The sequence below is a fragment of the Winogradskyella litorisediminis genome, assembly GCF_042675765.1.
In the GTDB taxonomy this organism is placed as follows: domain Bacteria; phylum Bacteroidota; class Bacteroidia; order Flavobacteriales; family Flavobacteriaceae; genus Winogradskyella; species Winogradskyella litorisediminis.
On record NZ_JBHTJL010000003.1, the window covers coordinates 55,233 to 79,982 of the forward strand.

General features: G+C 32.8%; 20 protein-coding genes. 12 read left to right on the forward strand and 8 right to left on the reverse strand.

What is annotated here, in order from left to right; genetic code table 11:
- Nucleotides 1-9 precede the first annotated feature (9 nt).
- From ACFQ1Q_RS00350 to pdeM, 4 genes are all read left to right on the forward strand, one after another.
- A complete protein-coding gene (locus ACFQ1Q_RS00350; RefSeq protein WP_386126804.1) occupies nt 10-1,047 on the forward strand; it encodes a ligase-associated DNA damage response exonuclease in 1,038 nt (345 codons plus the stop codon).
- A complete protein-coding gene (locus ACFQ1Q_RS00355; RefSeq protein WP_386126806.1) occupies nt 1,044-2,633 on the forward strand; it encodes an ATP-dependent DNA ligase in 1,590 nt (529 codons plus the stop codon). The genes ACFQ1Q_RS00350 and ACFQ1Q_RS00355 overlap by 4 nt, the downstream gene beginning before the upstream one ends.
- Nucleotides 2,630-5,083 carry a ligase-associated DNA damage response DEXH box helicase gene (locus tag ACFQ1Q_RS00360; protein ID WP_386126808.1) on the forward strand — a complete coding sequence of 818 codons (2,454 nt, stop codon included), beginning with the start codon at nt 2,630-2,632 and terminating at the stop codon, nt 5,081-5,083. Before ACFQ1Q_RS00355 ends, ACFQ1Q_RS00360 begins: the two co-directional genes overlap by 4 nt.
- A gap of 72 nt (nt 5,084-5,155) precedes the next feature.
- Nucleotides 5,156-5,803, forward strand: a complete 648-nt coding sequence (gene pdeM / locus ACFQ1Q_RS00365) for a ligase-associated DNA damage response endonuclease PdeM (RefSeq protein ID WP_386126810.1) — start codon at nt 5,156-5,158, stop codon at nt 5,801-5,803.
- Here the strand turns inward: pdeM and ACFQ1Q_RS00370 are convergent.
- The 8 genes from ACFQ1Q_RS00370 to tsaD form a co-directional block, all read right to left on the reverse strand.
- On the reverse strand, nt 5,793-6,977 hold the full coding sequence (locus tag ACFQ1Q_RS00370) for a THUMP-like domain-containing protein (protein ID WP_386126812.1): 1,185 nt from the start codon (nt 6,975-6,977) through the stop codon (nt 5,793-5,795). The genes pdeM and ACFQ1Q_RS00370 overlap by 11 nt on opposite strands.
- Before the next feature lie 2 nt (nt 6,978-6,979).
- A complete protein-coding gene (locus ACFQ1Q_RS00375) occupies nt 6,980-8,068 on the reverse strand; it encodes an AI-2E family transporter (RefSeq protein ID WP_386126814.1) in 1,089 nt (362 codons plus the stop codon).
- Between the two features lie 106 nt (nt 8,069-8,174).
- Complete coding sequence (locus ACFQ1Q_RS00380; RefSeq protein ID WP_386126816.1) at nt 8,175-9,266, reverse strand: AI-2E family transporter; 1,092 nt, start codon at nt 9,264-9,266, stop codon at nt 8,175-8,177.
- An 82-nt stretch (nt 9,267-9,348) separates the two neighbouring features.
- Nucleotides 9,349-9,849, reverse strand: coding sequence for a TrmH family RNA methyltransferase (locus ACFQ1Q_RS00385; protein ID WP_386126818.1), 501 nt, complete (start codon nt 9,847-9,849; stop codon nt 9,349-9,351).
- A 198-nt stretch (nt 9,850-10,047) separates the two neighbouring features.
- Nucleotides 10,048-10,710 carry a DUF4159 domain-containing protein gene (locus ACFQ1Q_RS00390; protein ID WP_386126820.1) on the reverse strand — a complete coding sequence of 221 codons (663 nt, stop codon included), beginning with the start codon at nt 10,708-10,710 and terminating at the stop codon, nt 10,048-10,050.
- A gap of 176 nt (nt 10,711-10,886) precedes the next feature.
- Nucleotides 10,887-11,591, reverse strand: coding sequence for a 16S rRNA (uracil(1498)-N(3))-methyltransferase (locus tag ACFQ1Q_RS00395; protein WP_386126822.1), 705 nt, complete (start codon nt 11,589-11,591; stop codon nt 10,887-10,889).
- Nucleotides 11,591-12,223 carry a peptidylprolyl isomerase gene (locus tag ACFQ1Q_RS00400; protein WP_386126824.1) on the reverse strand — a complete coding sequence of 211 codons (633 nt, stop codon included), beginning with the start codon at nt 12,221-12,223 and terminating at the stop codon, nt 11,591-11,593. The genes ACFQ1Q_RS00395 and ACFQ1Q_RS00400 overlap by 1 nt, the downstream gene beginning before the upstream one ends.
- 500 nt (nt 12,224-12,723) lie before the next feature.
- Complete coding sequence (gene tsaD / locus ACFQ1Q_RS00405) at nt 12,724-13,746, reverse strand: tRNA (adenosine(37)-N6)-threonylcarbamoyltransferase complex transferase subunit TsaD (RefSeq protein WP_386126826.1); 1,023 nt, start codon at nt 13,744-13,746, stop codon at nt 12,724-12,726.
- Nucleotides 13,747-13,935: 189 nt separating this feature from the next.
- On the opposite strand from tsaD, the gene ACFQ1Q_RS00410 reads away from it, so the two are divergent.
- The 8 genes from ACFQ1Q_RS00410 to ACFQ1Q_RS00445 all read left to right on the forward strand — a co-directional run bounded on the left by ACFQ1Q_RS00410 (nt 13,936) and on the right by ACFQ1Q_RS00445 (nt 24,735).
- Nucleotides 13,936-18,300 carry a translocation/assembly module TamB domain-containing protein gene (locus ACFQ1Q_RS00410; protein ID WP_386126828.1) on the forward strand — a complete coding sequence of 1,455 codons (4,365 nt, stop codon included), beginning with the start codon at nt 13,936-13,938 and terminating at the stop codon, nt 18,298-18,300.
- A 146-nt stretch (nt 18,301-18,446) separates the two neighbouring features.
- Nucleotides 18,447-19,433, forward strand: coding sequence for a 6-phosphofructokinase (pfkA, locus tag ACFQ1Q_RS00415; protein ID WP_386126830.1), 987 nt, complete (start codon nt 18,447-18,449; stop codon nt 19,431-19,433).
- Between the two features lie 23 nt (nt 19,434-19,456).
- Nucleotides 19,457-20,458, forward strand: coding sequence for a type I glyceraldehyde-3-phosphate dehydrogenase (gene gap, locus ACFQ1Q_RS00420; RefSeq protein ID WP_386126832.1), 1,002 nt, complete (start codon nt 19,457-19,459; stop codon nt 20,456-20,458).
- A gap of 79 nt (nt 20,459-20,537) precedes the next feature.
- Nucleotides 20,538-21,398 (forward strand): N-acetylglucosamine kinase, encoded by an 861-nt coding sequence (locus ACFQ1Q_RS00425; RefSeq protein ID WP_386126834.1) that lies wholly within the window; start codon nt 20,538-20,540, stop codon nt 21,396-21,398.
- A 1-nt stretch (nt 21,399) separates the two neighbouring features.
- The gene (locus ACFQ1Q_RS00430) at nt 21,400-21,762 is read left to right on the forward strand and encodes a methylglyoxal synthase (RefSeq protein ID WP_386126836.1); all 363 of its coding nucleotides are present in this window, start codon (nt 21,400-21,402) and stop codon (nt 21,760-21,762) included.
- Nucleotides 21,763-21,859: 97 nt separating this feature from the next.
- Complete coding sequence (locus tag ACFQ1Q_RS00435; protein ID WP_386126838.1) at nt 21,860-22,042, forward strand: hypothetical protein; 183 nt, start codon at nt 21,860-21,862, stop codon at nt 22,040-22,042.
- Between the two features lie 129 nt (nt 22,043-22,171).
- Nucleotides 22,172-23,308, forward strand: a complete 1,137-nt coding sequence (locus tag ACFQ1Q_RS00440; RefSeq protein ID WP_386126840.1) for a T9SS type A sorting domain-containing protein — start codon at nt 22,172-22,174, stop codon at nt 23,306-23,308.
- 89 nt (nt 23,309-23,397) lie between these two features.
- On the forward strand, nt 23,398-24,735 hold the full coding sequence (locus ACFQ1Q_RS00445; protein ID WP_386126842.1) for a M24 family metallopeptidase: 1,338 nt from the start codon (nt 23,398-23,400) through the stop codon (nt 24,733-24,735).
- The last annotated feature ends 15 nt before the right edge of the window (nt 24,736-24,750 follow it).

The window sequence follows — 24,750 nt, forward strand, 5'->3', positions numbered from 1 at the left end:
CGTAATGTTATGCTAGAAAAAAATCAACTACTTAAGTTTACTAATAAAGGTATTTATTGTCCAAAGGGTAGATTCTACCTCGACCCATGGTATCCAGTAGATTACGCAATTATTTCTCATGGACATGCAGACCACGCGCGTTGGGGAATGAAACGCTATTTATGTACAAACGACTCTAAAGCTATTCTTCAACATCGTTTAGGAGCAGACATCAATATTCAAAGTATTCCGTTTAACGAAGTTTTAAAAATTAATGACGTATCTGTAAGTTTTCATCCTGCCGGTCACGTCATTGGTTCGGCGCAAATTCGTTTAGAATACAAAGGTTACGTCGTAGTTTTTTCGGGTGATTATAAAACCCAACCCGATTTTATTAGCACACCATTTGAGCCTATTAAGTGCCATACTTTTATTACAGAAAGCACGTTTGGGCTACCGATTTATAATTGGAAAACTGAAGAAGAGCTTCAAACAGAACTGCAATCGTGGGTAACAACCAATCAAGCTAATAATAGAACCTCTGTATTTTTTGGTTATTCTTTGGGTAAAGCCCAACGATTGATGTCGCTTTTAGACGGCTGTGATGACGTTTATGTACATAGAGCCATTCATAATTTAAATAATGCTATTTCTGGTTCAGGTATAGACTTGCCTGAAACCAAACTTTGGTCTGCCGACTTAGATAAAAAAGAGCTTCAGAATAAAATTATAATTGCACCGCCAGCTTTATTAGGTTCGCGCATGTTAAAGCGCGTTCCAAATGTGGCGACAGCACTATGCTCTGGTTGGATGCAAATTAGAGGTAATAAGCGCTGGCAAGCTGTTGATGCAGGTTTTGTAGTTAGTGACCATGCCGATTGGAATGGCTTAATCTCAGCCGTAAAAGCTACAGAAGCTGAGCGCGTTTACGTTACACATGGCTCACAAGCTACATTTTCAAAATACTTAAACGAAATAGGCATTGAAGCTTACGAGCTTAAAACAGAATATGGTGATGAAGCCTTAGCACAGGCTGAAAAGGAAACTGAAAAAATCGAAACCGAATGAAGCAGTTTTCTAAACTTATTTCTGCTATAGAAATTACCAATAAAACAAATGCTAAGATTGATGCTTTGGTTGAATATTTCCGCACGGCGCCAGAAAAAGACAAATTATGGCTGATTGCTTTATTTACTGGTAAAAGGCCTTCTCGTCCTGTAAAAACTGCATTGATGAAGCAATGGTGTATGGAGATTACAGAATTGCCAGAGTGGTTATTTTTAGAAAGCTACAGTACTGTTGGAGATTTGGGCGAAACGATTGCCTTATTATTGCCAAATTCTACGCATCATATTGATATTACTTTGAGCGAATGGATGACAGAACTGAAACAGCTAAAACCAAAATCAGATGAAGAAAAAAAAGAGTTTGTTCTTCAAGCATGGTCAGGATTAAATCAACAAGAACGTTTAATTTTTAATAAATTAATAGGTGGAAGTTTTCGTATTGGTGTTTCAAAAAAGACTTTGGTAAATGCCTTAGCAAAGCTAACAGGCATTGATGCTAACCAATTAATGCATAGTATTATAGGGAATTGGGAAGTTGATAAAATTTCATTTGAAGATTTAATTCTTGGTAAGCATATTAATTACGATAACTCCAAACCGTATCCATTTTGTTTGGCTTATGCTTTGGAAAAAGATATTACAGAACTAGGAGAACCGAATGATTGGATTGTTGAGCAAAAATGGGATGGCATTCGTGGGCAAATTGTAAAGCGAAATGATGAAATTTTTATTTGGTCTCGTGGTGAAGAATTGGTCACACAGCAGTTTCCAGAGTTGGTAGAAGCGATGTCGAACTTTCAAGATGATTTTGTTATTGATGGTGAAATATTAGCCATAAAAGACAGCGCTGTTCTTTTATTCAACGATTTGCAAAAACGCTTAAATCGAAAAAATGTTACAAAAAAATTACTAGAAGAAGTACCTATCGGGTTTTATGCTTACGACTTGTTAGAATATAATGGTGAGGATATTCGTGAAAAGCCATTTGCTGAAAGACGACAAGTATTAGAACTACTTTTTGGTTTGGTTGCATTGCCAAGTCATATGAAGCTGTCACACATAGTTCAATTTAAAAAATGGGAAGAGTTGCATGCGATTAGAGAAAATTCTCGAAGCGTAAATAGTGAAGGTTTAATGCTAAAACAAAAGGCTTCTCCATATCATACAGGTCGAAAAAAAGGCGATTGGTGGAAATGGAAAGTGGACCCATTAACGATTGATGCCGTCATGATTTACGCCCAAAAAGGTAGCGGTCGCCGAAGTAGTAAATACACAGATTATACATTTGCTGTTAAAAAAGATGATGCCTTAGTTACGGTAGCTAAAGCGTATTCTGGTTTAACCGATAAAGAGATTACCGAAATCTCTAAATGGGTCAACAAAAACGCCATTGAAAAATTCGGCCCAGTACGTACTGTAAAACCTGAGTTGGTTTTTGAAATTGCTTTTGAGGGTATCGCGCTCAGCAAACGTCACAAATCTGGCGTGGCTTTGCGTTTTCCAAGAATTGCACGGTGGCGAAAAGATAAGCCTGTCGAAGAGATAGACACTATAGAATCCGTTAAAGAATTAATCACAGCGTTTTGAGCAACTTTAGAGATAGCGAGGGTTTACGCATCATCAATAATTGGATGGCAGAAAAAGGTAACGCACCTTTTACGTTTCAGATGCAAACGTGGCAGCGTTATGCCAATGGCTATTCAGGTATGGTGGTGGCGCCAACTGGTTTTGGTAAAACGTTCTCCGTTTTTCTTGCCGTTGTTATCGATTATCTTAATCAACCTGAGAAATATCCCAAAGGTCTCAAATTACTGTGGATTAGTCCATTACGTTCTTTAGCAAAAGACTTGGCAAAAGCTATGAGCGAGGCTGTTGAAGAAATTGGCCTCGATTGGTCGGTACAAGTCAGAAACGGTGATACGCCAACAAAAGTGCGTCGTCAACAGGAACGTCTTATGCCAGACGTAATGCTTACGACTCCAGAAACAATGCATTTGTTGTTTTCTCAGAAGAAAAATTCGCGTTGGTTTAAAAATGTAAAATGTGTTGCTATTGACGAGTGGCATGAATTATTAGGAAATAAGCGCGGCGTATTGACAGAATTGGCGATTTCTCAACTGCGACATTATTCACCAAAACTTCAAATTTGGGGAATTACAGCTACAATAGGTAATTTGGAGGAAGCTAAGCAGGTGCTTTTACCATATAAGAATCTCAAAGTCACGCAAATAAAAGCTTCCGAAAAGAAGAAAATTGATATCATTTCAGTCTTACCTGATGAAATTGAAGTATTGCCTTGGGCAGGACATCTGGGTGCTAAAATGGTAGACAAAATTTTGCCCATTATAGCTAATAACACAACGACTTTAATATTTACAAACACACGAGGACAATCGGAATTATGGTATCAACTATTATTAACCGCACAACCGGATTTAGCAGGATTAATCGCCATTCACCATGGTTCTATAGATAAAAAGCTTCGGAATTGGATTGAAGATAATATTGCTTCAGGATATTTAAAAGCTGTGGTTTGTACATCGTCACTTGATTTAGGCGTTGATTTTAAACCAGTAGATTGTGTGATTCAAATTGGTTCGGTAAAAGGCGTTGCACGTTTTATGCAACGTGCTGGACGAAGCGGTCATTCGCCTTACGAGCGTTCTAAAATTTATTTTGTACCAACGCATTCTTTAGAATTGGTTGAAGTTTCAGCATTAAAAGAAGCGGTAAAAGAAAAGCAAATTGAGTCTCGTGACCCAATGGTTCTCACTTACGATACTTTAGTTCAGTTTATGGTCACACTTGCCGTTGGTGAAGGTTTTGATGCTGAAGAATTATTTAAAAGAATTCAGCAAGTTCATGCTTTTCATTATATCACAGAAGATGATTGGCAATGGTGTTTACAGTTTATTACCAAAGGTGGAAAAACGCTGAATAACTATGAGGAATTTCATAAAGTTATTCAAGATGAAGACGGCTTATATAAAGTAAAAAGCCGTCGTGTAAGCATGTTACATCGCATGAATATTGGAGCTATCGTCAGTGAGGTGATGCTCATGGTAAAGTTCTTTTCTGGCGGTTATATTGGTATGATTGAAGAGTTTTTTATTTCAAAATTAAAACCTGGTGACAGTTTTATTTTAGCAGGAAGAATATTAGAACTTCAGCAAATAAAAGATATGACGGTTTTAGTTCGTAGGAGCAAAGCCAAAAAAGCTGTTACACCAAGTTGGCTTGGTGGAAGATTGCCGCTAACATCACATTTAAGTCATTATATGCGTGAGAAATTATCTGATGCGTTGGAACCTGGAAGATTAGAAAAAGAACTAAGATTTTTAAATCCGTTAATTTCTCGTCAAGACGCACATTCACACATTCCAAAAGCAGATGAATTCTTAGTAGAACTGATTGAAACACGAGATGGACATCACTTATTTATGTATCCTTTTGAAGGACGTTTGGTACACGAAGTATTTTCTGCTTTAATGGCGTATAGAATTAGTAAATTAAAGCCATTGACATTTACCATTGCCATGAATGACTATGGTTTTGAATTGTTGAGTGACCAACCAATCCCTATTTCAGAAGATAATGTAGAACAGTTGTTATCAAAAGAAAACTTAATGGATGATGTTATTGCAAGTATTAACGCTTCAGAAATGGCATCTCGAAAGTTTAGAGATATTGCCGTTATTGCAGGTTTGGTGGTGCAAAGTCAGCCAGGAGTTCGTAAAAATAATAAGAGTTTGCAATCGTCTTCGGGATTAATTTTTAGAGTCTTAGAAGATTACGAACCTGATAATTTATTATTACGTCAGGCGTATACCGAAGTTTTTAATCAGCAATTAGAAGAAGCGCGATTGCAAAAAGCTTTTGAGCGTATTTCTAAAAGTAAAATCGTTGTAAAACGTGCCAAGTCATTTACACCGTTAAGTTTTCCACTGAAGGTTGATAGTTTGCGTGGTACTATGAGTAATGAGAGTTTGGATAAACGTATTCAGCGTATAAAAGAGCAAGCGTTAAAGATTGATTAGATTTTAACTTGGGTTATTATGATTTAGCTCCAAAAGGTTTATAAATTTGCATTCAGAAGACTACGATTGCAATTGAAAATTATCACCGAAAATATCACCATTAATAACGAGGTTTTAACTTTAACAAATCACCGTGCCATCTATTGGCAACGCGAAAATGCGTTGATACTTTCTGACATTCATATTGGAAAAACAGCTCATTTTAGACGAAATGGTATTCCCGTGCCAGATGATATTCTTCAAAAAGATTTAGAACGTTTACAGAAACTTATACTTCATTTTAAGGCGAAAACTCTATTGATTGTTGGCGATTTGTTTCATGCCGAAACCAATGTTGACATGACAACGTTTAAAAAGTGGTTGAGTCAGTTTGAAGATTTAAAATTGGTTTTAATAAAAGGCAATCACGACAGACAGTCTAAAAAATTAATGACTGATTTACAAATTGAAGTTGAAAAAGAATTGAATTTAGAACCTTTCACCTTAGTTCACGAACATTTAAAATGCCATTCAGAAGTTTTTACCATTTCTGGACACACACATCCAGGTGTTTTAATCAAAGGAAAAGGCAAGCAAAAATTAAAATTACCTTGTTATCAAATCAGCGCTGATCAAATAATATTACCTGCTTTTAGCTTGTTTACCGGTTTAAATACTGCGAGTCAACCTAAGGATTCGGTTTGCTATGCGTTTACGGATGAATCAATAGTTAAATTTTAGAACAGACTAAAATTATCTTTTCATCCTTTATGTTTGTAGTGTAAAACAAATAGATATTTCCACCATCTTTAATTTTTAGTTTTTTTCGGATATCTCCAACGGATAAAGGAAAATTACGTGTGGTGACGTTAGCTTTTGAGATTTTTTCTTTAGAGAAAGCTTTCTTGTTGAAAGGTATTTGTTTTTCAATCTTAAAGCGTCTTCCGGGAAACTCAACTAAACTATCAGAAGTGTATAAATGCGAGTGTTGATGCAATTTAGGAATATTCAACTCTGTACTAATTACATTAAAAGCTCCAGCTTTTAAAACCGAAACATTCGGCTCGTACAAATAGGCGAGTGGCAAGCTATATTCGGCTTTACATTCGGGTTCTTCATCTATATTAAAGTCGAAAGATTGGTTAGTTTCTTTCTGAAGATTTACAGTTTTTACAAGAGTTTCGCCTTCATAATTTCGCTTTAAAATCCAGAGTAGCTCTTTTACTTCGTTATTCAGGGCTACTATATGAATTTCTTTGACGTGATTTAAATCTGTTAACGTTGCTTTTAAATCTAGTAATGGCGAAGTCTTGACCATTACATTTTCAGCATATTTCAAAAATAAACCTTGAAATGTTTTAATATTTGGCGTACAATCAGATAATAGAAACACTTTTTGTTTGGCGTCATCTCGCCGCGATGGGTCAATATAAATCCAGTTGAATTGTTTATCGATTCTTTTTAAAGCGTCTATACCATTTTCATTTAAACAATCAATATTATCAGCTTTTAATTGTTGGTAATTGTGTTTTACAATTTTAGAAAGCTCTGCATTAATTTCGCAATGTGTAATTTTTTCAAAATGTTTTGAAAAATAAAAGGCATCTATACCAAAACCGCCAGTAAGGTCAATAAGAGATTTGCCTGAAACTAAGTTAGCTTTGTAATTTGCTGTGGCTTCAGAAGACGTTTGTTCAATATTTAACTTGTTCGGAAAGTAGATGTTTTCAGCATTAAACCAAGTCGGCAATTTCTTTTCCGACCGTTTTTTGGCTTCAATTTGTTCTACAATTTCTTGTACGCTAATCCCTTCAAAATCTATTCCTTTTAATAATAATTTAGAAATGTCTGATTTTAAATTAGAAGAAATAAAATCCTGAACTTCATCTGTTAAAACCGCTTTATTAAACTGCACGATTATAAATTTTCAGTTAATTTTTTTACAACCCGATATTCATTAAAAAATTCTTTTGCAATAACCTTAATTGCTGTGTAAATTGGAATGGCCACAATGAGCCCAGGTATACCAAATAACAATCCAAAAATTATGATAACTAGAAAAATTTCAAGCGGATGAGACTTTACACTTTTAGCAAAAATAATAGGTTGGCTGAAAAAATTATCTACCAATTGGGCTATAACAAAACCAATAATTACATAGATTGTTTTTGGAAGTATAACGTTTAAAAAATCTTCGCCAATATTACTACTTATAGTGAGTAAAACGATTAATATTGAACTAATTACTGGTCCTACGTAAGGAATAATATTAAGTAATGCACAAAGTGTTGCAATGACTAATGCGTTTTCTATTCCGAAAATAACAAGCGTAATAGAGTAGATAGTAAAAAGAATTAGTATTTGTAAAATTAAGCCTGAAAAATATCGCGACAATAAATCTTTAATTTTTGCGAAAGAGCGTTTAAGTCGTCCATCTTCTGATTTTGGGAAAAGCGTAATTATAGATTTTGTAAATAACCTGTTGTCTTTTAAAAAGAAAAATAAAATAAATAATACAGAAAAAAGTCCGATTGAAAATGAACCTAATCCAGTAATAATTGAATTTAAGATTGCAGGAATAAAGTCAAAATTTAACTGAGACATGTATTTAGAATCCTTAATTTTTGTCTCAACATCTGAAGGTGTAAGCCCTAAATTTTTAACAACCTCGTTGTAAATAGTTTCAATATTAGATTGTAAAAGTTCTATATCTAAGAGTTGTAAATTTTCGCTTTGCTCTAAAACTAAAGGGATAAATAAGCCAATAACGCCAAAAATAATAAGTACAAAAACAAGCATTGTAATAATGACCGCTAAAGTTTCATTCAATTTTAACCTTAATTTTAAAAATCGCATAATAGGTCTACCCACAAGAGATAAAAATCCTGCTATTAATAAATAGATTATTACAGATTGAATTTTATATAGAAAAAAAAGCAGTACGCAAATACCAACAATAACACCAACTGCTTTTAAAATACCGTTTGAAATAATTTTAGATGTCATTGATTGAAATTTAGTTTATCAAAGATGCTGAAATATATTCAAGGGCGCAAATATAGTCTTATAGCTGTATTCAATTTATAAAAAATAGGCAATGAAATTTTTGCAATTACATATTTTTTGTGAGGTGTTTTACGATTTTATACTCTGATAAAAATTCTTTAGAAACGACTTTTAAAGTTGTATAAACTGGTACTGCCAAAATCATTCCTGGTATTCCTAAAAGAAGACCACCCATAAAAATAACCATAAATATTTCTAGAGGATGAGACTTAACGCTTTGTCCGAATATTACTGGTTGAAAAAACAGATTGTCCATAAGCTGAATTATAGATACACCAATAAAAATTATTATAAATTTAGGCAATAAGTCTGTAGAAAAATTTGCAGCTAAGTTTGTCGAAACAACAATTAGAATTATAAAAACCCCACTTATTAAAGGCCCTAAATAGGGTATAATGTTTAAAAACGCGCATACAATTGCAATTGCTAAAGCATTTTTTATTCCCATAGAAAGTAACAGTATTAAATACAAAATTGCTACAAGTAAGGTTTGTATTGTAACACCAACAAAATACCGTGTTAATAAGTGTCTAGATTTATGCAATACCAAAAGAAATCTTTGTTCTTTGCCTCTGTCTGCAAAAGCTGTAACTGCATTTGGAATTAATTTTTTATCTCTAAGTAAAAAGAATGATATAAATAAAACGGCAAACGAACCAATTATAAAGTTTACAAAATTATCAAATATAGTTTCAGTTACATTTGAAAAAGATTCAGAATTAAGATTCTGAATTGTATCTGTCTCTTTTATAGCTTCAACGAAATTAATTTTATCTACACCTAAATACTCACTAGCTTGGATGTTAAGTTCATTTAAATCAGTTTTTACACTATTAAAATCAATTTCTGATATTGTTTTTCCGTGTTCAATTACAATAGGAAAAAACGTCCAAACCATTAAAACTACAAAAGATATCATTAACAAAAGAGCTAATACAGCTGATAAAGAATTTGATAATTTTAAATAGTTTTTAGCCATGTTTACTAACGGTCTACATATAAGCGTTAAAACACCAGCTATAAATGTAAAAAGAAGTAGAATTCTTATCTTGTAAAGAATAAATAGAAGTATAAAAATTCCTAACAAAACAGCTAAAGTCTGTAAGTTACTTTTGGTTTGTTTTCTGGCTTTTATCATTTAAACATTAATTGGCTGTGTTGCAATATAGTAATTGTTTTGATAGCAATTTTATACGCTTTTAACTGCTTAAGTTTTGAGATTAACTTAATTGATTTGTCACCTCGTATAGGGCGATACTAATGGCCTGGACTACATTCATACTACTATTTTCGCCGTACATATTTATATGAATTGTCTCATCACAAAGACTCAAGACCTCTTGCGAAATACCAAAATTTTCGTGGCCAATAAGTAAAGCAATTGGTGACGAATTTTCAATTTTTAATTTGCTTAAAGCAGTACTGTTCTCAGTAATTTCTAAGGCAATAATTTTATAACCATTAGATTTTAAATCGTTTATGGTTTTTGTTGTATTTTCTTCAAGATGATATTTAACGTATTTTTCAGTAGAACGCGATGTCCGTTTCATACGTTTACCAAGCGGAATGTCTTTACCACAGAAAATGAGCTCTTCGACTCCAAAAGCATCAGCAATACGGAATAAGCTACCAATATTTGGTGCATTATTGACATTATCACAAACAATTGTAATAGGAAAAGTTTTCTTTTGAAAATTTGAATTATAGTGGTTGAGTTGCAAGATTAACGTAGACTTTTACAATAATAAGATAGGTGAGTTTTATCAGCATCTAATGTCTTTAAGCAACTAAAAGCATGTACTTCTACACCACCAATGTTATAAGTGTGCCAATTTATAGAAGCCATAGTTTGAAATGTAAAAGCCAAAGTCAACATGATAGCAACTATTTTAAGTCTCATTTTTTTATTATTTATACCTCTAATTTACAAAAACATATTTCATGATATTTGCGCCCATTTTTAAGGCTTTAAGTCTAACATCTTCTGGGTCATTGTGCACTTCTTGGTCTTCCCAACCGTCACCTAAATCGCTTTCAAAAGTGAATAAAAGTACCAATCTGTTTTCGTGAAAAATTCCTAACGCTTGAGGCGCTTTGGCATCATGTTCGTGTATTTTTGGCAAACCATTTGGGAACTCGTAAGCCACATTAAAAATAGGATGCGTTTTGGGAATTTCTACTAAATCTTTATTCGGAAACACTTTTTTTAGTTCTTTTTTAATAAAAGGTTCCATCCCGTAATTATCATCAATATGAAGAAACCCACCTGATAACAAGTATTTTCTCAAGTTTTCTGCATCATCTTCGCTAAAAAACACGTTGCCATGACCTGTCATGTGCAAAAACGGATATTGAAAAATATCAATACTTCCAGCTTCAACCGTTTCAATACTTTCGTTAATATTGGTTTCAATATTATCGTTACAAAATTTCACCAAATTTGGTAATGCGGTTGGGTTACTATACCAATCTCCACCACCATCATATTTTACAACAGCAACATCCTGCGCAAATACTGTAAAACCAGCAATGAAACAGGCCGTAGTTATAATTGATTTTATATGTAACAGACTATTTTTCATATTTCAAATTTAGCAAAAGAATCCTTTATTAATTTAGGTATTAACACAATTTAGATTGTTAATATTGTTAGCTTTTATATTTATAAAGTTTGTCAAATAAAATGGATACAAATTGCAACTTAAATTTTCTACAGAAAAATGGATGCACTTACCAATGTTTTTTAAAAAGCTTGTAATTATTCGTTAGAAAACACGACAGAATGACAAGCTGCAATTGCCGCAGTTTCAGTTCTTAAGCGAGTTTCCCCCAACGTTACAGGAATAAAACCAGAAGCAATTGCAGTTATTATTTCATTTTCTGAGAAATCACCTTCCGGGCCAATTAAAATTGTAATATCTGTATGAGGTTTAATTTGAGATTTTAGGCTTTTTCTGTCGGTTTCTTCGCAATGTGCTATGAATTTTTGTCCAATAAATTCTTGAGAAATAAAATCTTTAAAAGTTGTTAATGGCTTTAATTCTGGTAAATAAAACTGAAGCGATTGTTTCATTGCTGATTGCAAAATCTTTTCAAAACGCTCTGATTTTATGAATTTGCGTTCGCTATGGTCACAGAGAATTGGTGTAATGGTTTCAATACCTATTTCGGTAGCTTTTTCTAAAAACCATTCAAAACGGTCATTCATTTTTGTAGGTGCTACTGCTAAATGTAATTTGTAATTTCTAGGTGCGTGATGCTTTTTATCAACAATTGCTGCTATGCAATGCTTTTGCTCGGCTGTAATTAGTTTTGCAGTAAATAACCAGCCATTTCCATTGGTAATATGTAAAATATCGTCAACAGATTTGCGTAAAACTTTTATTATATGCCGACTTTCATCTTTATCAAAATTGATGGTAGTGTCGTTTTCAGAAATATTTGGATTGTAAAATAATTGCATTATTTAATCTCTGTAACTTTAAGGATTTTTACGGTTTCCATCGTTTTATTTTCTTCTGTTTTAACAATAATGTAATGCTTTTTTTTTCGATGTTCATCAAAACTAAAAGCTTGTCCTACGCTTTTATCAGCAATTGCCTTCTCAAATCGTGAAGAAAACGTGCCTTGCGCTGTCCATCCTAAATCGCCTCCTGTTTTTGCTGTAGGATGAGATGAATACACACGTGCTAAATTTTCGAATTTATGTTCTTTGTTTTTTAAGCCTTGTAAAATAAAAGCTCGTAAGGAGTTAATTTCTGAAATGGGCAATTTATTACTATCAAATTCCATAATACTAGCTCTGTATTTGCTTGACTTACTTTTTGATTTGTCTAAAACTTTATAGGTAATTTTTCCTGCAATGGAATTTTCAACCTTTGTATCACCAATAGGCGCCTCAGAAAGTTTTAAATTTTTGTAAAGAATATCTGAAGGATTAAGAGATATAATTTCTCCATTTACATCAGCTTGAAAACGTTTTATAAATATTTTGGCTTGACTTTCAGAGTTTACTCTTTCTAGCATGGATTTGTAGTCTCGCTGAGAAAATGCGGTAATTGAGAAGAGAAATATGAATAGGTATGCGAAATTCATAAAGTTTAGTATGTTATAATAACGAACTAATCAATTGTTGTGCCTTTTTTTATAATGTAACACTGAACTGATTATAAGGTTAAATATAAATAGAATTTGTGCGAAAGCGAAAACTGAAATCAGAATAAGAATTAAAAGAGTCAAATTTTCAGAATTATCATAAGCAGTACTTTCAGAATTTATATTTAATTTATAGGTAAAAAATAATTCATAAAATAAAATAGCACCTATGATTATAAAACTATAAAATATGGTTAGCCATTTAATAAGTGGAATGTTAAATTTGAAAAATCCATAATGAATTAATCCAATCAAGGCAAAAATTATACTCAGTACAATTGATACATAGAAATTTGAAATAATGAAATATGTATCATAAACATTAAAATCTACAATAGAACCTTGAAAAATAATAAAACTTAACAAGCTAGAAACTAATTGATAAATCGCAATTATAAAGAACCAAACATGAGCTCGTAATTTCAAAATCTGCTTCATCATTAAATCTTCAATCTCGCAGTAGCCATAACATCAAAACCCGAAAAATCGTTTTCCAAATACTTCAAATACCCAACAATAGCAATCATTGCGGCGTTGTCTGTGGTGTATTCAAATTTTGGGATGTAGGTTGTCCATCCAAATTTTTGCTCTCCATTTTTTAAAGCGGCTCTAATGCCAGAATTTGCAGAAACGCCACCGCCAATAGCAATTTGTTTAATACCGGTTTGTTTTACAGCAAGTTTCAGTTTATCCATTAAAATCCCGATGATTGTATATTGAATAGACGCACAAATGTCTGCCAGATTTTCTTCAACAAAATTTGGATTTTTTTTCACTTCGCGTTGAACAAAATATAATATCCCTGTTTTTAATCCTGAAAAGCTAAAGTTTAGACCAACAACTTTTGGTTTGGTAAATTTGAAAGCTTTCGGGTTTCCAGTTTGAGCCAATTTATCTATTTGTGGGCCAGCAGGATATCCTAATCCAAGTATTTTTCCGCTTTTGTCATAAGCTTCACCAACGGCATCATCGATAGTTTCGCCGATAACTTTCATTTCAAAATAATTTGTCACTTTGACAATTTGCGTATGTCCGCCAGAAATGGTCATTGCCAAAAATGGAAACTTTGGTTTTTTATAACCATCTTCATCAATAAAATGTGCTAGAATGTGTCCTTGCATGTGGTTTACATCAATTAAAGGAATATCTAAACCAAAAGCTAAGGATTTAGCAAAGGAAGTACCAACTAAAAGCGAACCCATTAAACCTGGACCGCGTGTAAAGGCAATAGCATGCAGCTGTTCTTTATTGATTTTTGCTTGTTTAATAGCTTGGTCTACGACAGGTACAATATTACTTTGATGCGCTCTTGAGGCCAACTCTGGTACAACGCCACCATATTCTTTATGTATTTTTTGGCTAGCCACAACATTGCTGAGAATGCGGTCATTACATAGTACTGCAGCCGATGTATCATCACAAGACGACTCAATTGCTAAAATGTATATATTTTCTTTTGTCATTGACTGTAATTGGGCACAATAATTGTTAATTTTGAAGACTAAGTCTAAAAACCTTAAACAAAACGTACAACAAAGTGCAAATATAAAGGTTTTATACGCATCTAATAATCTAAGAACAGTATCAAAAAAGCACTCAAAATATTAGCTAAAATTCTAGGGATTTTCCTTTTGCTGTTCATTATTTTGGTATTGATACTTTCTATTCCGGCAGTTCAGACCAAACTCGGTAAGTATGCCACCAATCGTATTAACGAAGATTACAAAACAAATATTAATATTGGTAAGGTTGGTCTTCAATTTAATGGTGATGTTGAATTGAAAGAAATTCTTATAAAAGATTACAAATTAGACACACTTTTTAGAATCACAGAATTAAATACATCTATATTAAGTGTAAGTAATTTAATGAATGGTAAATTAACTTTTGGTGATATTGATGTACAAGATTTTGTTTTTAATTTAAAAACATACAAGGATGCAACAGATACCAATCTAGATATTTTTGTAGATAAGTTTGAAGACGATAACCCTAGACAAGGACCTAGCCAATTTCTTCTTTCATCTAGTGATATTTCTATTTATAACGGTGCATTTCGATTAATAGATGAAAACAGAGAAACGCCAAAAATTATAGAGTTTACAGATTTATATGCTAACGCCACAAATTTTTTAATAAATGGTCCAGAAGTAAAAGCGCGTTTCAATAAATTTAGATTTAAAGATTCTCGTGGTGTTGCTGTTGAAAATTTAATGGCAAATTTTGAGTATGCGCTTGACCATATGAGTTTTAATCAACTAAATATTAAAACCGAAGCGTCTAATTTGGTAGGAAATCTTAGGTTTGATTATAAACGTGAAGACCTGAAAAATTTTGTAGATAAAGTTAACATCACAGCAGATTTTAAAGAATCTTACATTCAACTCAGTGAGCTTAATGCCTTTTATGACGAATTTGGTCGTAATCAACGTGCCGATTTAGATGTTTCGTTATCAGGAACTTTAAATAACTTACTGGCTAAGGATTTAAAAATCAGTACTACACGCAACACACGAATTTTTGGTGATGTTAATTTTAAAAATATTTTTGATAGTTCAACCACCGGCTTTGCTATAGAAGGTAATTATAGGAGTTTATCTTCTAATTACAATGATTTAACCGCTTTAATGCCAAATATTTTAGGTAATTCTGTGCCTTCTATATTAGCAAAAGTTGGTAATTTTAGAATGAGCGGTACTTCTTTAATCACTAATAAAATAGTTGAGGCAGACTTAAATATTACAACGGATATTGGTGTTGCAAAATCAGATTTAAAACTTACAAATATTAATGATATTGATGATGCAAATTACGTAGGAAATATTATCCTAGAAGATTTCAACATAGGCAAATTACTCAATGACCCATTAGTGCAAAACACCTCACTAAATTTAGACGTTGAAGGTTCTAGTTTTAAATTAGAAAATCTAGAAACTAACGTAAAAGGAACTATCGATTATTTAGAATACAACAATTACAAATACACAAACATTGTAGTTTCTGGAGATGTTGGTAAAAATATATTTAATGGAGAGTTAACAGCAAAAGACCCAAATGTTACTTTAGATTTTAATGGTTTAGCGGATTTCTCTGAGGCAGAACGAAAATTTGATTTTACAGCAGATGTGACTTACGCTAATCTTAGAGCACTAAATTTTATAACCAGAGACGACATTTCAGAATTTAAAGGTTTGGTTAATCTTGCAGTGACAGGTTCTACAATTAATAACCTTGTTGGGAAAATTGATATTAAAAATACTACCTATAAAAATCAAGACCAGCTTTATGAGTTTAAGGATTTCTCCATAATATCTAGTTTTGATGGCGATGTTAGAACTATTAAAGCCAACTCAGAGGATATAATTAGCGGTCAAGTTCAAGGTAAGTTTAAATTTGAAGAAGTTTTAAAACTTGGCGAAAATGCTTTAGGTAGCATTTATACCAATTACAAGCCTTACGAGATTTCAGAAAATCAGTATTTAGATTTCAATTTCATTATTTATAATCAAATTGCTGAGATTATTGATAAAGATTTAAAACTCGCTCCAAATACTCGTATTAAAGGCCGCATAGAAAGCGATTCAAAAGGGTTTGATTTGGAGTTTCAGTCTCCGCAGATTTCTTACAAAAAGTACATTGCGACAAACGTAGATTTAGAGATAGACAATAGTAATCCGGTTTATAACACTTTTATTCAAATTGAAGATTTTGACTCTAGCATATATAACATTTCAGATTTTAATCTTATTAATGTTACCAGACGAGATACGCTGTTTGTAAAAACTGAATTTAAAGGCGGAGAACAGCAAGTAGATAATTACGATTTAAGCTTTTTTTACACCATTAATGAGGCTAACAATTCTGTCGTTGGTTTTAATAAATCAAAATTTAAATTTAAAGGATTTGATTGGTTTATAAATGAAGAAAAAAACAGAAGAAATACGATTGAGTTTGATAAAGAATTTCGAAATTTTACTCTGGATGATATAAAAATTAATCAGGATGATGAAGAAATTTTGTTAGCAGGTGTTTTAAGAGATTCGACTTATAAAAACTTAAACTTAGATTTCAATAATGTACAGCTTAACAAAATAACGCCTCGTATTGATAGTTTAGCTCTCGGTGGACGCGTTAATGGTAAACTTAATTTATTTCAAGAAAACGGTACATATTTGCCAAAATCTGACGTTGTTATTAATCAATTAAAAGTCAACGATTATGATTTAGGAGACTTAAAAGCTGTAGTAAAAGGGAATAATTCTTTAACGGCTTATAATGTAGATTTAAGTCTTAAAAATGACAATATAAAATCTTTAGACGCAAAAGGAAGTATAGATGTTAGTAACACTAATCCTAACATCGATTTAGATGTTATGTTTGAAGATTTTCCACTAGATCCATTAAGTCCTTTAGGCGAAGGTGTTATAAGCAATATAAGAGGTTTAGTTTCTGGAGACGTGCTGGTTAGCGGAAGCTTAAAAAATCCGAGTATTGACGGTGAGTTGCTTTTAGATAAAGCAGGTTTAAAAATACCTTATCTCAATGTAGATTTAAATTTTGATTTTGACTCACGCGTTACGCTTAAAGAACAACGTTTTAGGTTTAATAAAGTAGCCATAACAGACACAAAATATTTTTCAAAAGGTACCATTGACGGAACAATTGACCACAATAATTTTAGCGACTGGAAACTAGATTTAGATTTAGTAACCCAACGCTTACTAGTGTTAGATACAGAAGAGTCAGAAGACCAACCATTTTACGGTACAGGATTTATTTCAGGAAAAGCAGATATTTTTGGATATACAGATAACTTAACCATACGTGTTGATGGAACAACCGAAGACGATACCGAATTTTATATACCATTAAATGATTCTGAAAGTTTTGGTGACAATTCTTATATTAAGTTTTTAAGTCCAGAAGAAAAAGTTAAACGAGCTAAAGGTGAAGCAAATTTGCAAACCGAAATTAAAGGTCTCAATCTCGAATTTGACCTTAACGTAACCCCAGAAGCTCTTATAGAAATTGTAATCGATAAAAATTCTGGAAGTACAATTCGTGGGCGAGGAGAAGGAATTCTTGGTATTTTTATAAATACAAATGGTAAGTTTGAAATGTTTGGTGATTTTGCCATCTATGAAGGACTATATAATTTTAAATACCGCGGTTTGGCAGAGAAAAAATTTACAGTAGCTCCAGGCGGAAGTTTAGTTTGGTCAGGTGACCCATTAGGAGCAGAAATTAATCTTAAAGCGCTTTACCGTACAACTACAAATCCATCAGTATTATTAGACGCACCAATTAATAGGTCAATTCCTGTAAATCTCGAAATTAATTTAACAGGAAAGTTAGAACGTCCAGAACCCGATTTTAGATTTGAGTTTCCAACAGTAGGTTCAACCATAAAATCAGAATTAGATTATAGATTGTCATCAAAAGAAGATAGAGACAACCAAGCATTATACTTGTTGGCAACTGGTGGTTTTGCTGGTGGTATAGCAGATGTAAATGTCTCTGGTACAATTTCAGAAAGATTAAATGGTATTATAGGAAGTATTTTTGGAGATGGTAGCGAAAACTTTAAGGTTGGTGTAGATTTAGATTTAGCACAAAACAATGCTAATTTCGATACTGAAAATAGAGTAGGTGTTACGCTTCAAACCAAATTGTCTGAAAAAGTGCTTATCAACGGAAAAGTAGGTGTCCCGTTTGGTGGCGCTAGGCAAACAACCATTACTGGTAATGTACAAATTGATTGGTTGTTAAATGAAGACGGAACGCTACGTGCAACGGTTTTCAACAGAGAAAATAATATTCAGAATTTTGGAGACCGAATTGGTTTTACACAAGGTATAGGTTTAACTTATAATGTCGAGTTCGATAATTTTAAAGAGCTGATACGTAAAATCTTCTCAAAAAAAGAAAAAGACGAAAAAACAGAAAAGCCGATGGAGAAAAAAGAAAATGAAGACGTAACTCCAGAATTCATTTCTATTAAGAAAAAACAAAATTAATCAGGTAAAATTTGCTGAATTTTCAATAGATAGCATAAATATTTATTAACTATAACGTTTGAGATGCTTTTAGCATCTTTTTTTTATGATTTTAGTTATATTATTGTGTTCTCTGTTTCATAATTTTACTGTAAACAAAATTATAAATGCAAAAAACGATTAAAAAAATTGGTGTTTTTACGTCTGGTGGAGATTCTCCAGGCATGAATGCAGCTGTGCGTGCTGTTGTAAGAGCATGTGCCTATCATAATATTCAATGTTTCGGAATTTACCGAGGTTATGAAGGAATGATTGAAGGCGATTTTGTAGAAATGGATGCCCGAAGTGTAAAAGGTATCATTAACAAAGGCGGTACAATTTTAAAATCTGCAAGATCTAAAGAATTTAGAACTGTCGAAGGTCGAAAAAAAGCACATGAGCAATTAATTAAAGCAGGTATTGATGCGTTGGTAGTTATAGGTGGTGATGGAAGTTTTACTGGTGCTATGATTTTCAATCAAGAATTTAATTTTCCAGTTATGGGAATACCTGGTACTATTGATAATGATATTTATGGCACAACGCACACTTTGGGTTACGATACCGCACTAAATACAGCTGTTGAAGCTATAGATAAAATTAGAGATACCGCAAGTTCTCATAACCGTTTATTTTTTATTGAAGTAATGGGTCGAGATGTTGGGCATATAGCGCTTAATGTTGGCGTTGGCGCTGGAGCAGAAGAAATTCTTATTCCTGAAGAAGATTTAGGTTTAGATAGACTTTTAGAATCTTTAAGACGAAGTAAAAAATCAGGTAAATCATCGAGCATTGTTGTAGTAGCAGAAGGTGACCGAATCGGCAAAAATGTTTTTGAATTGGCAGATTATGTTGAAGAAAATAAAACAGAATATGAAGTACGTGTTTCTGTATTAGGACACATGCAGCGTGGCGGTTCGCCATCATGTTTTGATAGAGTTTTAGCAAGCCGAATGGGTGTTAAAGCTGTAGAATCTTTACTTGATGGAAAAAGTAATTATATGGTTGGTCTTAAAAATGACGTTATGAATTTAACGCCATTTGACCAAGCCGTAAAAGGAAAATCAAAAATAAATATGGAACTTATTAGAGTTTCAGATATACTAACAGTTTAATACAATTAAAAAAAGAAGATAAAATGGCAAATTTAAAATTAGGAATTAACGGTTTTGGAAGAATAGGAAGAATCGTTTTTAGAGCTACTGTAAAGAGAAATGATGTAGACGTTGTAGCAATTAACGATTTATTGGATGTTGATCACCTAGCATATTTATTAAAATACGATTCCGTTCACGGACGTTTTGACGGAACAATTGAAGTAAAAGATGGAAATTTAGTTGTAGATGGTAAAACCATTAGAGTTACTGCAGAGCGCGACCCAAAAAATTTGAAATGGAACGAAGCTGGAGCAGACGTTGTAGCTGAGTGTACAGGTATTTTTACAACTTTAGAAACAGCGCAATACCATATCGATGGAGGTGCAAAAAAAGTAGTTATTTCTGCACCTAGTAAAGATGCTCCAATGTTTGTTATGGGAGTTAATGATGACACTTTACAATCTAGTGATGTAATTGTGTCTAACGCATCTTGTACAACCAATTGCTTAGCGCCTTTAGCTAAAGTAATTGAAGATAATTTTGGTATTGAAGAAGCATTAATGACAACAATACACGCTGCAACATCTACACAATTTACAGTAGATGCACCGTCTAGAAAAAATTACCGATTAGGACGTTCGGCATTGAATAATATTATTCCAACTTCAACTGGTGCAGCAAAAGCTGTAGGTAAAGTAATTCCAGAATTAGACGGAAAGTTAACAGGTATGGCATTTAGAGTACCAACTGTAGATGTTTCTGTAGTTGATTTAACTGTTCGTACTAAAAAAGAAACGTCTTTAGAAGAAATTAAGGCAGCTGTTAAAAAAGTATCAGAAGGTAGCATGAAAGGTGTTATGGGATATACTGAAGATGCTGTAGTATCTCAAGATTTTGTGAGTGAAGTACAAACTAGTGTTTTTGACGCGGATTCTGCAATTGAGCTTAATTCAAAATTCTTCAAATTGGTATCTTGGTACGATAATGAGTTTGGTTATTCAAACAAATTAGTTGATTTAGCACAAAAAATTAATTCACTTTAATTTTTAAATATTAAAATTTTAAAATTCCGTAGTAATGTTTTTTTAATATTCTGCGGAATTTTTGTTTAAATTCAAGATTATGATTTTAATTACCGACGGTGGCTCTACCAAATGCGATTGGATTGCAATTGATAAAAACGGACAACAAGCTGCAGAAAAAATAAGAACTAAAGGCCTAAACCCTGCTATTATTGAAGAAAAAAAGCTCAATAAGATAATAAGCAAGAAAAAAGCACTCAAAAAAATAGCTTCCGAAGTCACTCATATTTTCTTTTATGGTGCAGGTTGCGGCACCGAGAAACCAAGACAATTACTTAAAAATATACTTCAATTAAATTTTCCAAATGCATTAGTTGAAGTAAGAGAAGATACTTACGCTGCCGTGAGAGCAACAATAAATACAACAGATGAAGCAGCTGTAGTTTGTATACTAGGAACGGGTTCTAACTGTAGTTATTTTGATGGTAAGCAATTACATCAACGTGTAGATAGTCTTGGATACACGCTTATGGATGACGCCAGCGGCAATTATTTTGGTAAGCAATTGATACGCGATTACTATTTTAATAAAATGCCAGAAACTATTAAGCTAGCATTTGCACATAAGCACAATCTTGAAGCTGATTTTATAAAATACAATCTGTACAAACAAGCAAATCCAAGTGCGTACTTGGCAAGCCATGCAGAATTTATGTTTTTAAATAAAGATTCTGAATACATTCTTGAGGTGATTAAACAAGGCATTCGCGTGTTTTCAGAAAATATGATTCTTCAATTTAAGGACGAATTAAAATCTGTTCCGGTTCATTTTGCAGGATCGATAGCATTTTTTGCTAAAAAAGAAATTAAAGAAGTTGCCGAAGAATACGGTTATAAAGTCGGAAATTTTGTGCGCAGACCAATTGAAGGTTTAGTAGACTACCACGTTAATAATCTTTAAAATGGAAATTGCCTTAATTGCACACGATGGAAAAAAAGCTGAAATGGTTCAGTTTTTAAATAAGCACATTGAAATTTTACAGCAAAAAAATGTAACCTTAGTTTCAACAGGTACAACAGGAAAACGTGTTAGGGATGCTGGTTTAGAGGTTGAAGCATTGTTGTCTGGTCCACTTGGTGGCGATGCGCAAATTGCAGCGCGTGTTGCCGAAGGCCAATGCAAAATGGTATTATTTTTTAGAGACCCACTGGATAAGCATCCGCATGAGCCAGACATTTTAATGCTAATGCGTTTATGCGATGTTCATGATATTCCATTAGCCACAAATCCTGCAACGGCAGAGTTATTAATTAAGGCATTATAGAAATGTTCATTTTCTGTTAATAAAACTAATATTTGCTATTGTAAAACACATATTTTGGTTTTATCTTTGCAATGCATAAAAATTAAAAACAACACTTATGTTCGAATTTGACCAGTATTTAGGATTTTTAGCATTCTTAACCATTCTTACAATTGGATTTTGGTTAATGATATTCCTTTTAACTTTTGTAATTCCTTATTGGGTATTCGGTTCGGCAATGGAGCGTTTTAAAGAAATTAGAGAAGAAAAAAAGGCTAAACGCGAAGCTTCCCAAGGCTAATAGTCATTTTAGATAATAAAAAAGAGTTCCATCACGGAACTCTTTTTTTATGCAATATACCTACTATTGGGTATTGAATAAGACCTTGATTGGCCATAGTTTTACTAATATTTCTAAATCAGTTTAATTATGAAAAAAATTACTATCGTATTTCTCTTTTTATGTCTAACATTTTCTTCGTTTGGGCAACAACTTTTATCCACTAGAGACCAATTATTTAATTTTGGGACAAACACTTGGGAAGATAACTCGGGCGAAAATTATATATACGATAGTAATGGTCGTCTAATTTCTAGAACAGAATTATTCTTTTTTAATAATGTTTGGGAGCCGACAAATAGAGATGTTTATACATACAATACAAGTAATACTATTGAAACATTTCAAAGCTATGATTCTAATTCACAGACTTTTATAAATGATTTTCGTACCATTTACAATTATGATAGCAATGGTGTTATACAAAATTTAGTAGATGAAAATTGGAATGGCACAAGCTGGGAAAATGATGCGATATTTATTTTTAATTATGTAAATAACAGGTTAGATACAGCAATTTTTCAGTTTTGGAATGGCACAACTTATGTAAATGAAGAAAGAAACCGTTTAGAATACGATGTCAATAACCGTTTAGAAAACTTAATTTTTGATGATTGGACAGGCAACTCATGGTCCCTTGGTGGTAGAGAGCGTGTAGAATATGATGCCAATGGATTTATTAATTTATCTGTTGTTGAAGATTGGAATGGAACCGCATATGTTGAAGACGAACGAGAGACATTTACTTATAGTGCTTCTGGAAATCGCTTAACTGAAGCTATAACATTTAATAATATAACTACGACTTATGATTATACCTATGATAATAATGAGCAAATAAGTAATATAGACAATCCTTTTATAGACTTAGACGGACTCACATATCAGGTGCAAAGCTTCCCATTTTTTAATAAAGTTCTTATGAGAGAGAATATCTCTTTTGGTAACGAAAGAACTCTTTATGATTATCAAAATAGTATAGCATTGAATACTGAATTATTTCAAGATGAATCAAATTTAATAGTACATCCAAATCCAGTATATTCGACATTAAATATCTCTTCAAACTCTATTATATCTGAAGTTAAAATATTTGATTTGCTAGGCAAACTCGTTATAGAAACTAATGAAACAACTATCGATGTTAGTAATCTGTATGAGGGAGTTTATCTATTAAAAATTTCCGGTGATAATAAATCATCTATAAGAAAATTTATAAAAAAATAAATTATATAATCTTTCTAAAAAGGGCTTCTTTATTGAAGCTTTTTTTATGCAGTCTATTTAAGTAAATTAGTAGTCTTAAATAAGTTATTATGAAATTCATTTACATATTTCTTTTTTGCTTTACTTTAGGTCTTCATGCCCAGCAAATCTTACCAGAACGGCAACGCGCTGAAGTTGTAGATAATATTCTAAAGGATAGATTCGATAACTTACTACCACAGCTAATGGATGACACAGGCTTTGACATGTGGATTCTGATTTCTAGAGAATATAACGAAGACCCAGTGCTTAAAACGATGTTGCCCGCTACATGGTTAAACGCCAGACGTAGAACAATTTTAGTGTTTTATAGGAATAAAGCTCAAAACACAATTGAAAAATTAGCTGTAGCGCGTTATAATTTTGGAGAAAATATAATTTCTGCATGGGATAAAGAAAAAGAACCCAATCAATGGAAACGTTTAATACAGATTATTGAAGAAAGAAAACCAAAATCAATTGGACTTAATTATTCAGACAATTTCAATATTTGTGATGGCATTGTAAAAACAGATTACGAAGCGTTTATGGCTAATTTGCCAAACGCCTATAGTAATAAAGTAAAATCTGCTGAAAAATTAGCCATTGGCTGGATTGAAACTAGAACAGAAACTGAAATGGTTATTTACAACCAACTGGTGGATATTACGCACGACATTATTGCAAAGGCATTCTCGGAAAAAGTGATTACGCCAGGCGTAACCACCACAACTGATGTAGAGTGGTGGATGCGAGATAAAGTGACAGCTCTCGGCTTAGAAACTTGGTTTCATCCTACAGTAGATGTGCAACGCACTGCCGAAAAACTCGGAAATCACTTGTATGCGTTTTCAAATCGCCCTGAGGACATGGTAATTCTTCCAGGAGATTTACTGCATTGCGATTTTGGAATTACCTATTTAAGACTCAATACCGATTGCCAAGAATTAGCTTATGTTTTAAAGCCAAATGAAACTGAGCCTCCTAAATTTTTACAAAACGCTCTTAAAGATGGTAATCGCGTTCAGGATATTTTTACCAGTAATTTTAAAACAGGAAAAACTGGAAACCAAATCTTAGCAGAGTCACTAAATGAAGCAAAATCAGAAGGATTAAGACCTGCAATATATACGCATCCATTAGGTACTTATGGCCATTCGTCTGGTACAACATTAGGAATGTGGGATTCTCAGGAAGGCATTCCCGTAAATGGGGATTATCCGTTGCACGAAAATACGGTTTATGCTATCGAGTTAAATACAACAGTTAAAATACCAGAGTGGAAACGGGATATTAGAATAATGTTAGAAGAAGCAGGCTTTTGGGAAGAAAATGGGTTTAGATATGTTAATGGGCGGCAAACAAAACTACTGACAGTTCCAAGAGTTAAAGCGCATCAAGGCAATTAATAGATGTATATTCGC

Coding starts and splice junctions, on each gene's coding strand:
- ACFQ1Q_RS00350 (WP_386126804.1), top strand. CDS start 10: ATGCTAGAAAAAAATCAACTACTTAAGTTTACTAATAAAGGTATTTAT.
- ACFQ1Q_RS00355 (WP_386126806.1), top strand. CDS start 1,044: ATGAAGCAGTTTTCTAAACTTATTTCTGCTATAGAAATTACCAATAAA.
- ACFQ1Q_RS00375 (WP_386126814.1), bottom strand. CDS start 8,068: ATGACATCTAAAATTATTTCAAACGGTATTTTAAAAGCAGTTGGTGTT.
- ACFQ1Q_RS00380 (WP_386126816.1), bottom strand. CDS start 9,266: ATGATAAAAGCCAGAAAACAAACCAAAAGTAACTTACAGACTTTAGCT.
- ACFQ1Q_RS00390 (WP_386126820.1), bottom strand. CDS start 10,710: ATGAAAAATAGTCTGTTACATATAAAATCAATTATAACTACGGCCTGT.
- ACFQ1Q_RS00395 (WP_386126822.1), bottom strand. CDS start 11,591: ATGCAATTATTTTACAATCCAAATATTTCTGAAAACGACACTACCATC.
- ACFQ1Q_RS00400 (WP_386126824.1), bottom strand. CDS start 12,223: ATGAATTTCGCATACCTATTCATATTTCTCTTCTCAATTACCGCATTT.
- tsaD (WP_386126826.1), bottom strand. CDS start 13,746: ATGACAAAAGAAAATATATACATTTTAGCAATTGAGTCGTCTTGTGAT.
- pfkA (WP_386126830.1), top strand. CDS start 18,447: ATGCAAAAAACGATTAAAAAAATTGGTGTTTTTACGTCTGGTGGAGAT.
- gap (WP_386126832.1), top strand. CDS start 19,457: ATGGCAAATTTAAAATTAGGAATTAACGGTTTTGGAAGAATAGGAAGA.
- ACFQ1Q_RS00425 (WP_386126834.1), top strand. CDS start 20,538: ATGATTTTAATTACCGACGGTGGCTCTACCAAATGCGATTGGATTGCA.
- ACFQ1Q_RS00430 (WP_386126836.1), top strand. CDS start 21,400: ATGGAAATTGCCTTAATTGCACACGATGGAAAAAAAGCTGAAATGGTT.
- ACFQ1Q_RS00435 (WP_386126838.1), top strand. CDS start 21,860: ATGTTCGAATTTGACCAGTATTTAGGATTTTTAGCATTCTTAACCATT.
- ACFQ1Q_RS00440 (WP_386126840.1), top strand. CDS start 22,172: ATGAAAAAAATTACTATCGTATTTCTCTTTTTATGTCTAACATTTTCT.
- ACFQ1Q_RS00445 (WP_386126842.1), top strand. CDS start 23,398: ATGAAATTCATTTACATATTTCTTTTTTGCTTTACTTTAGGTCTTCAT.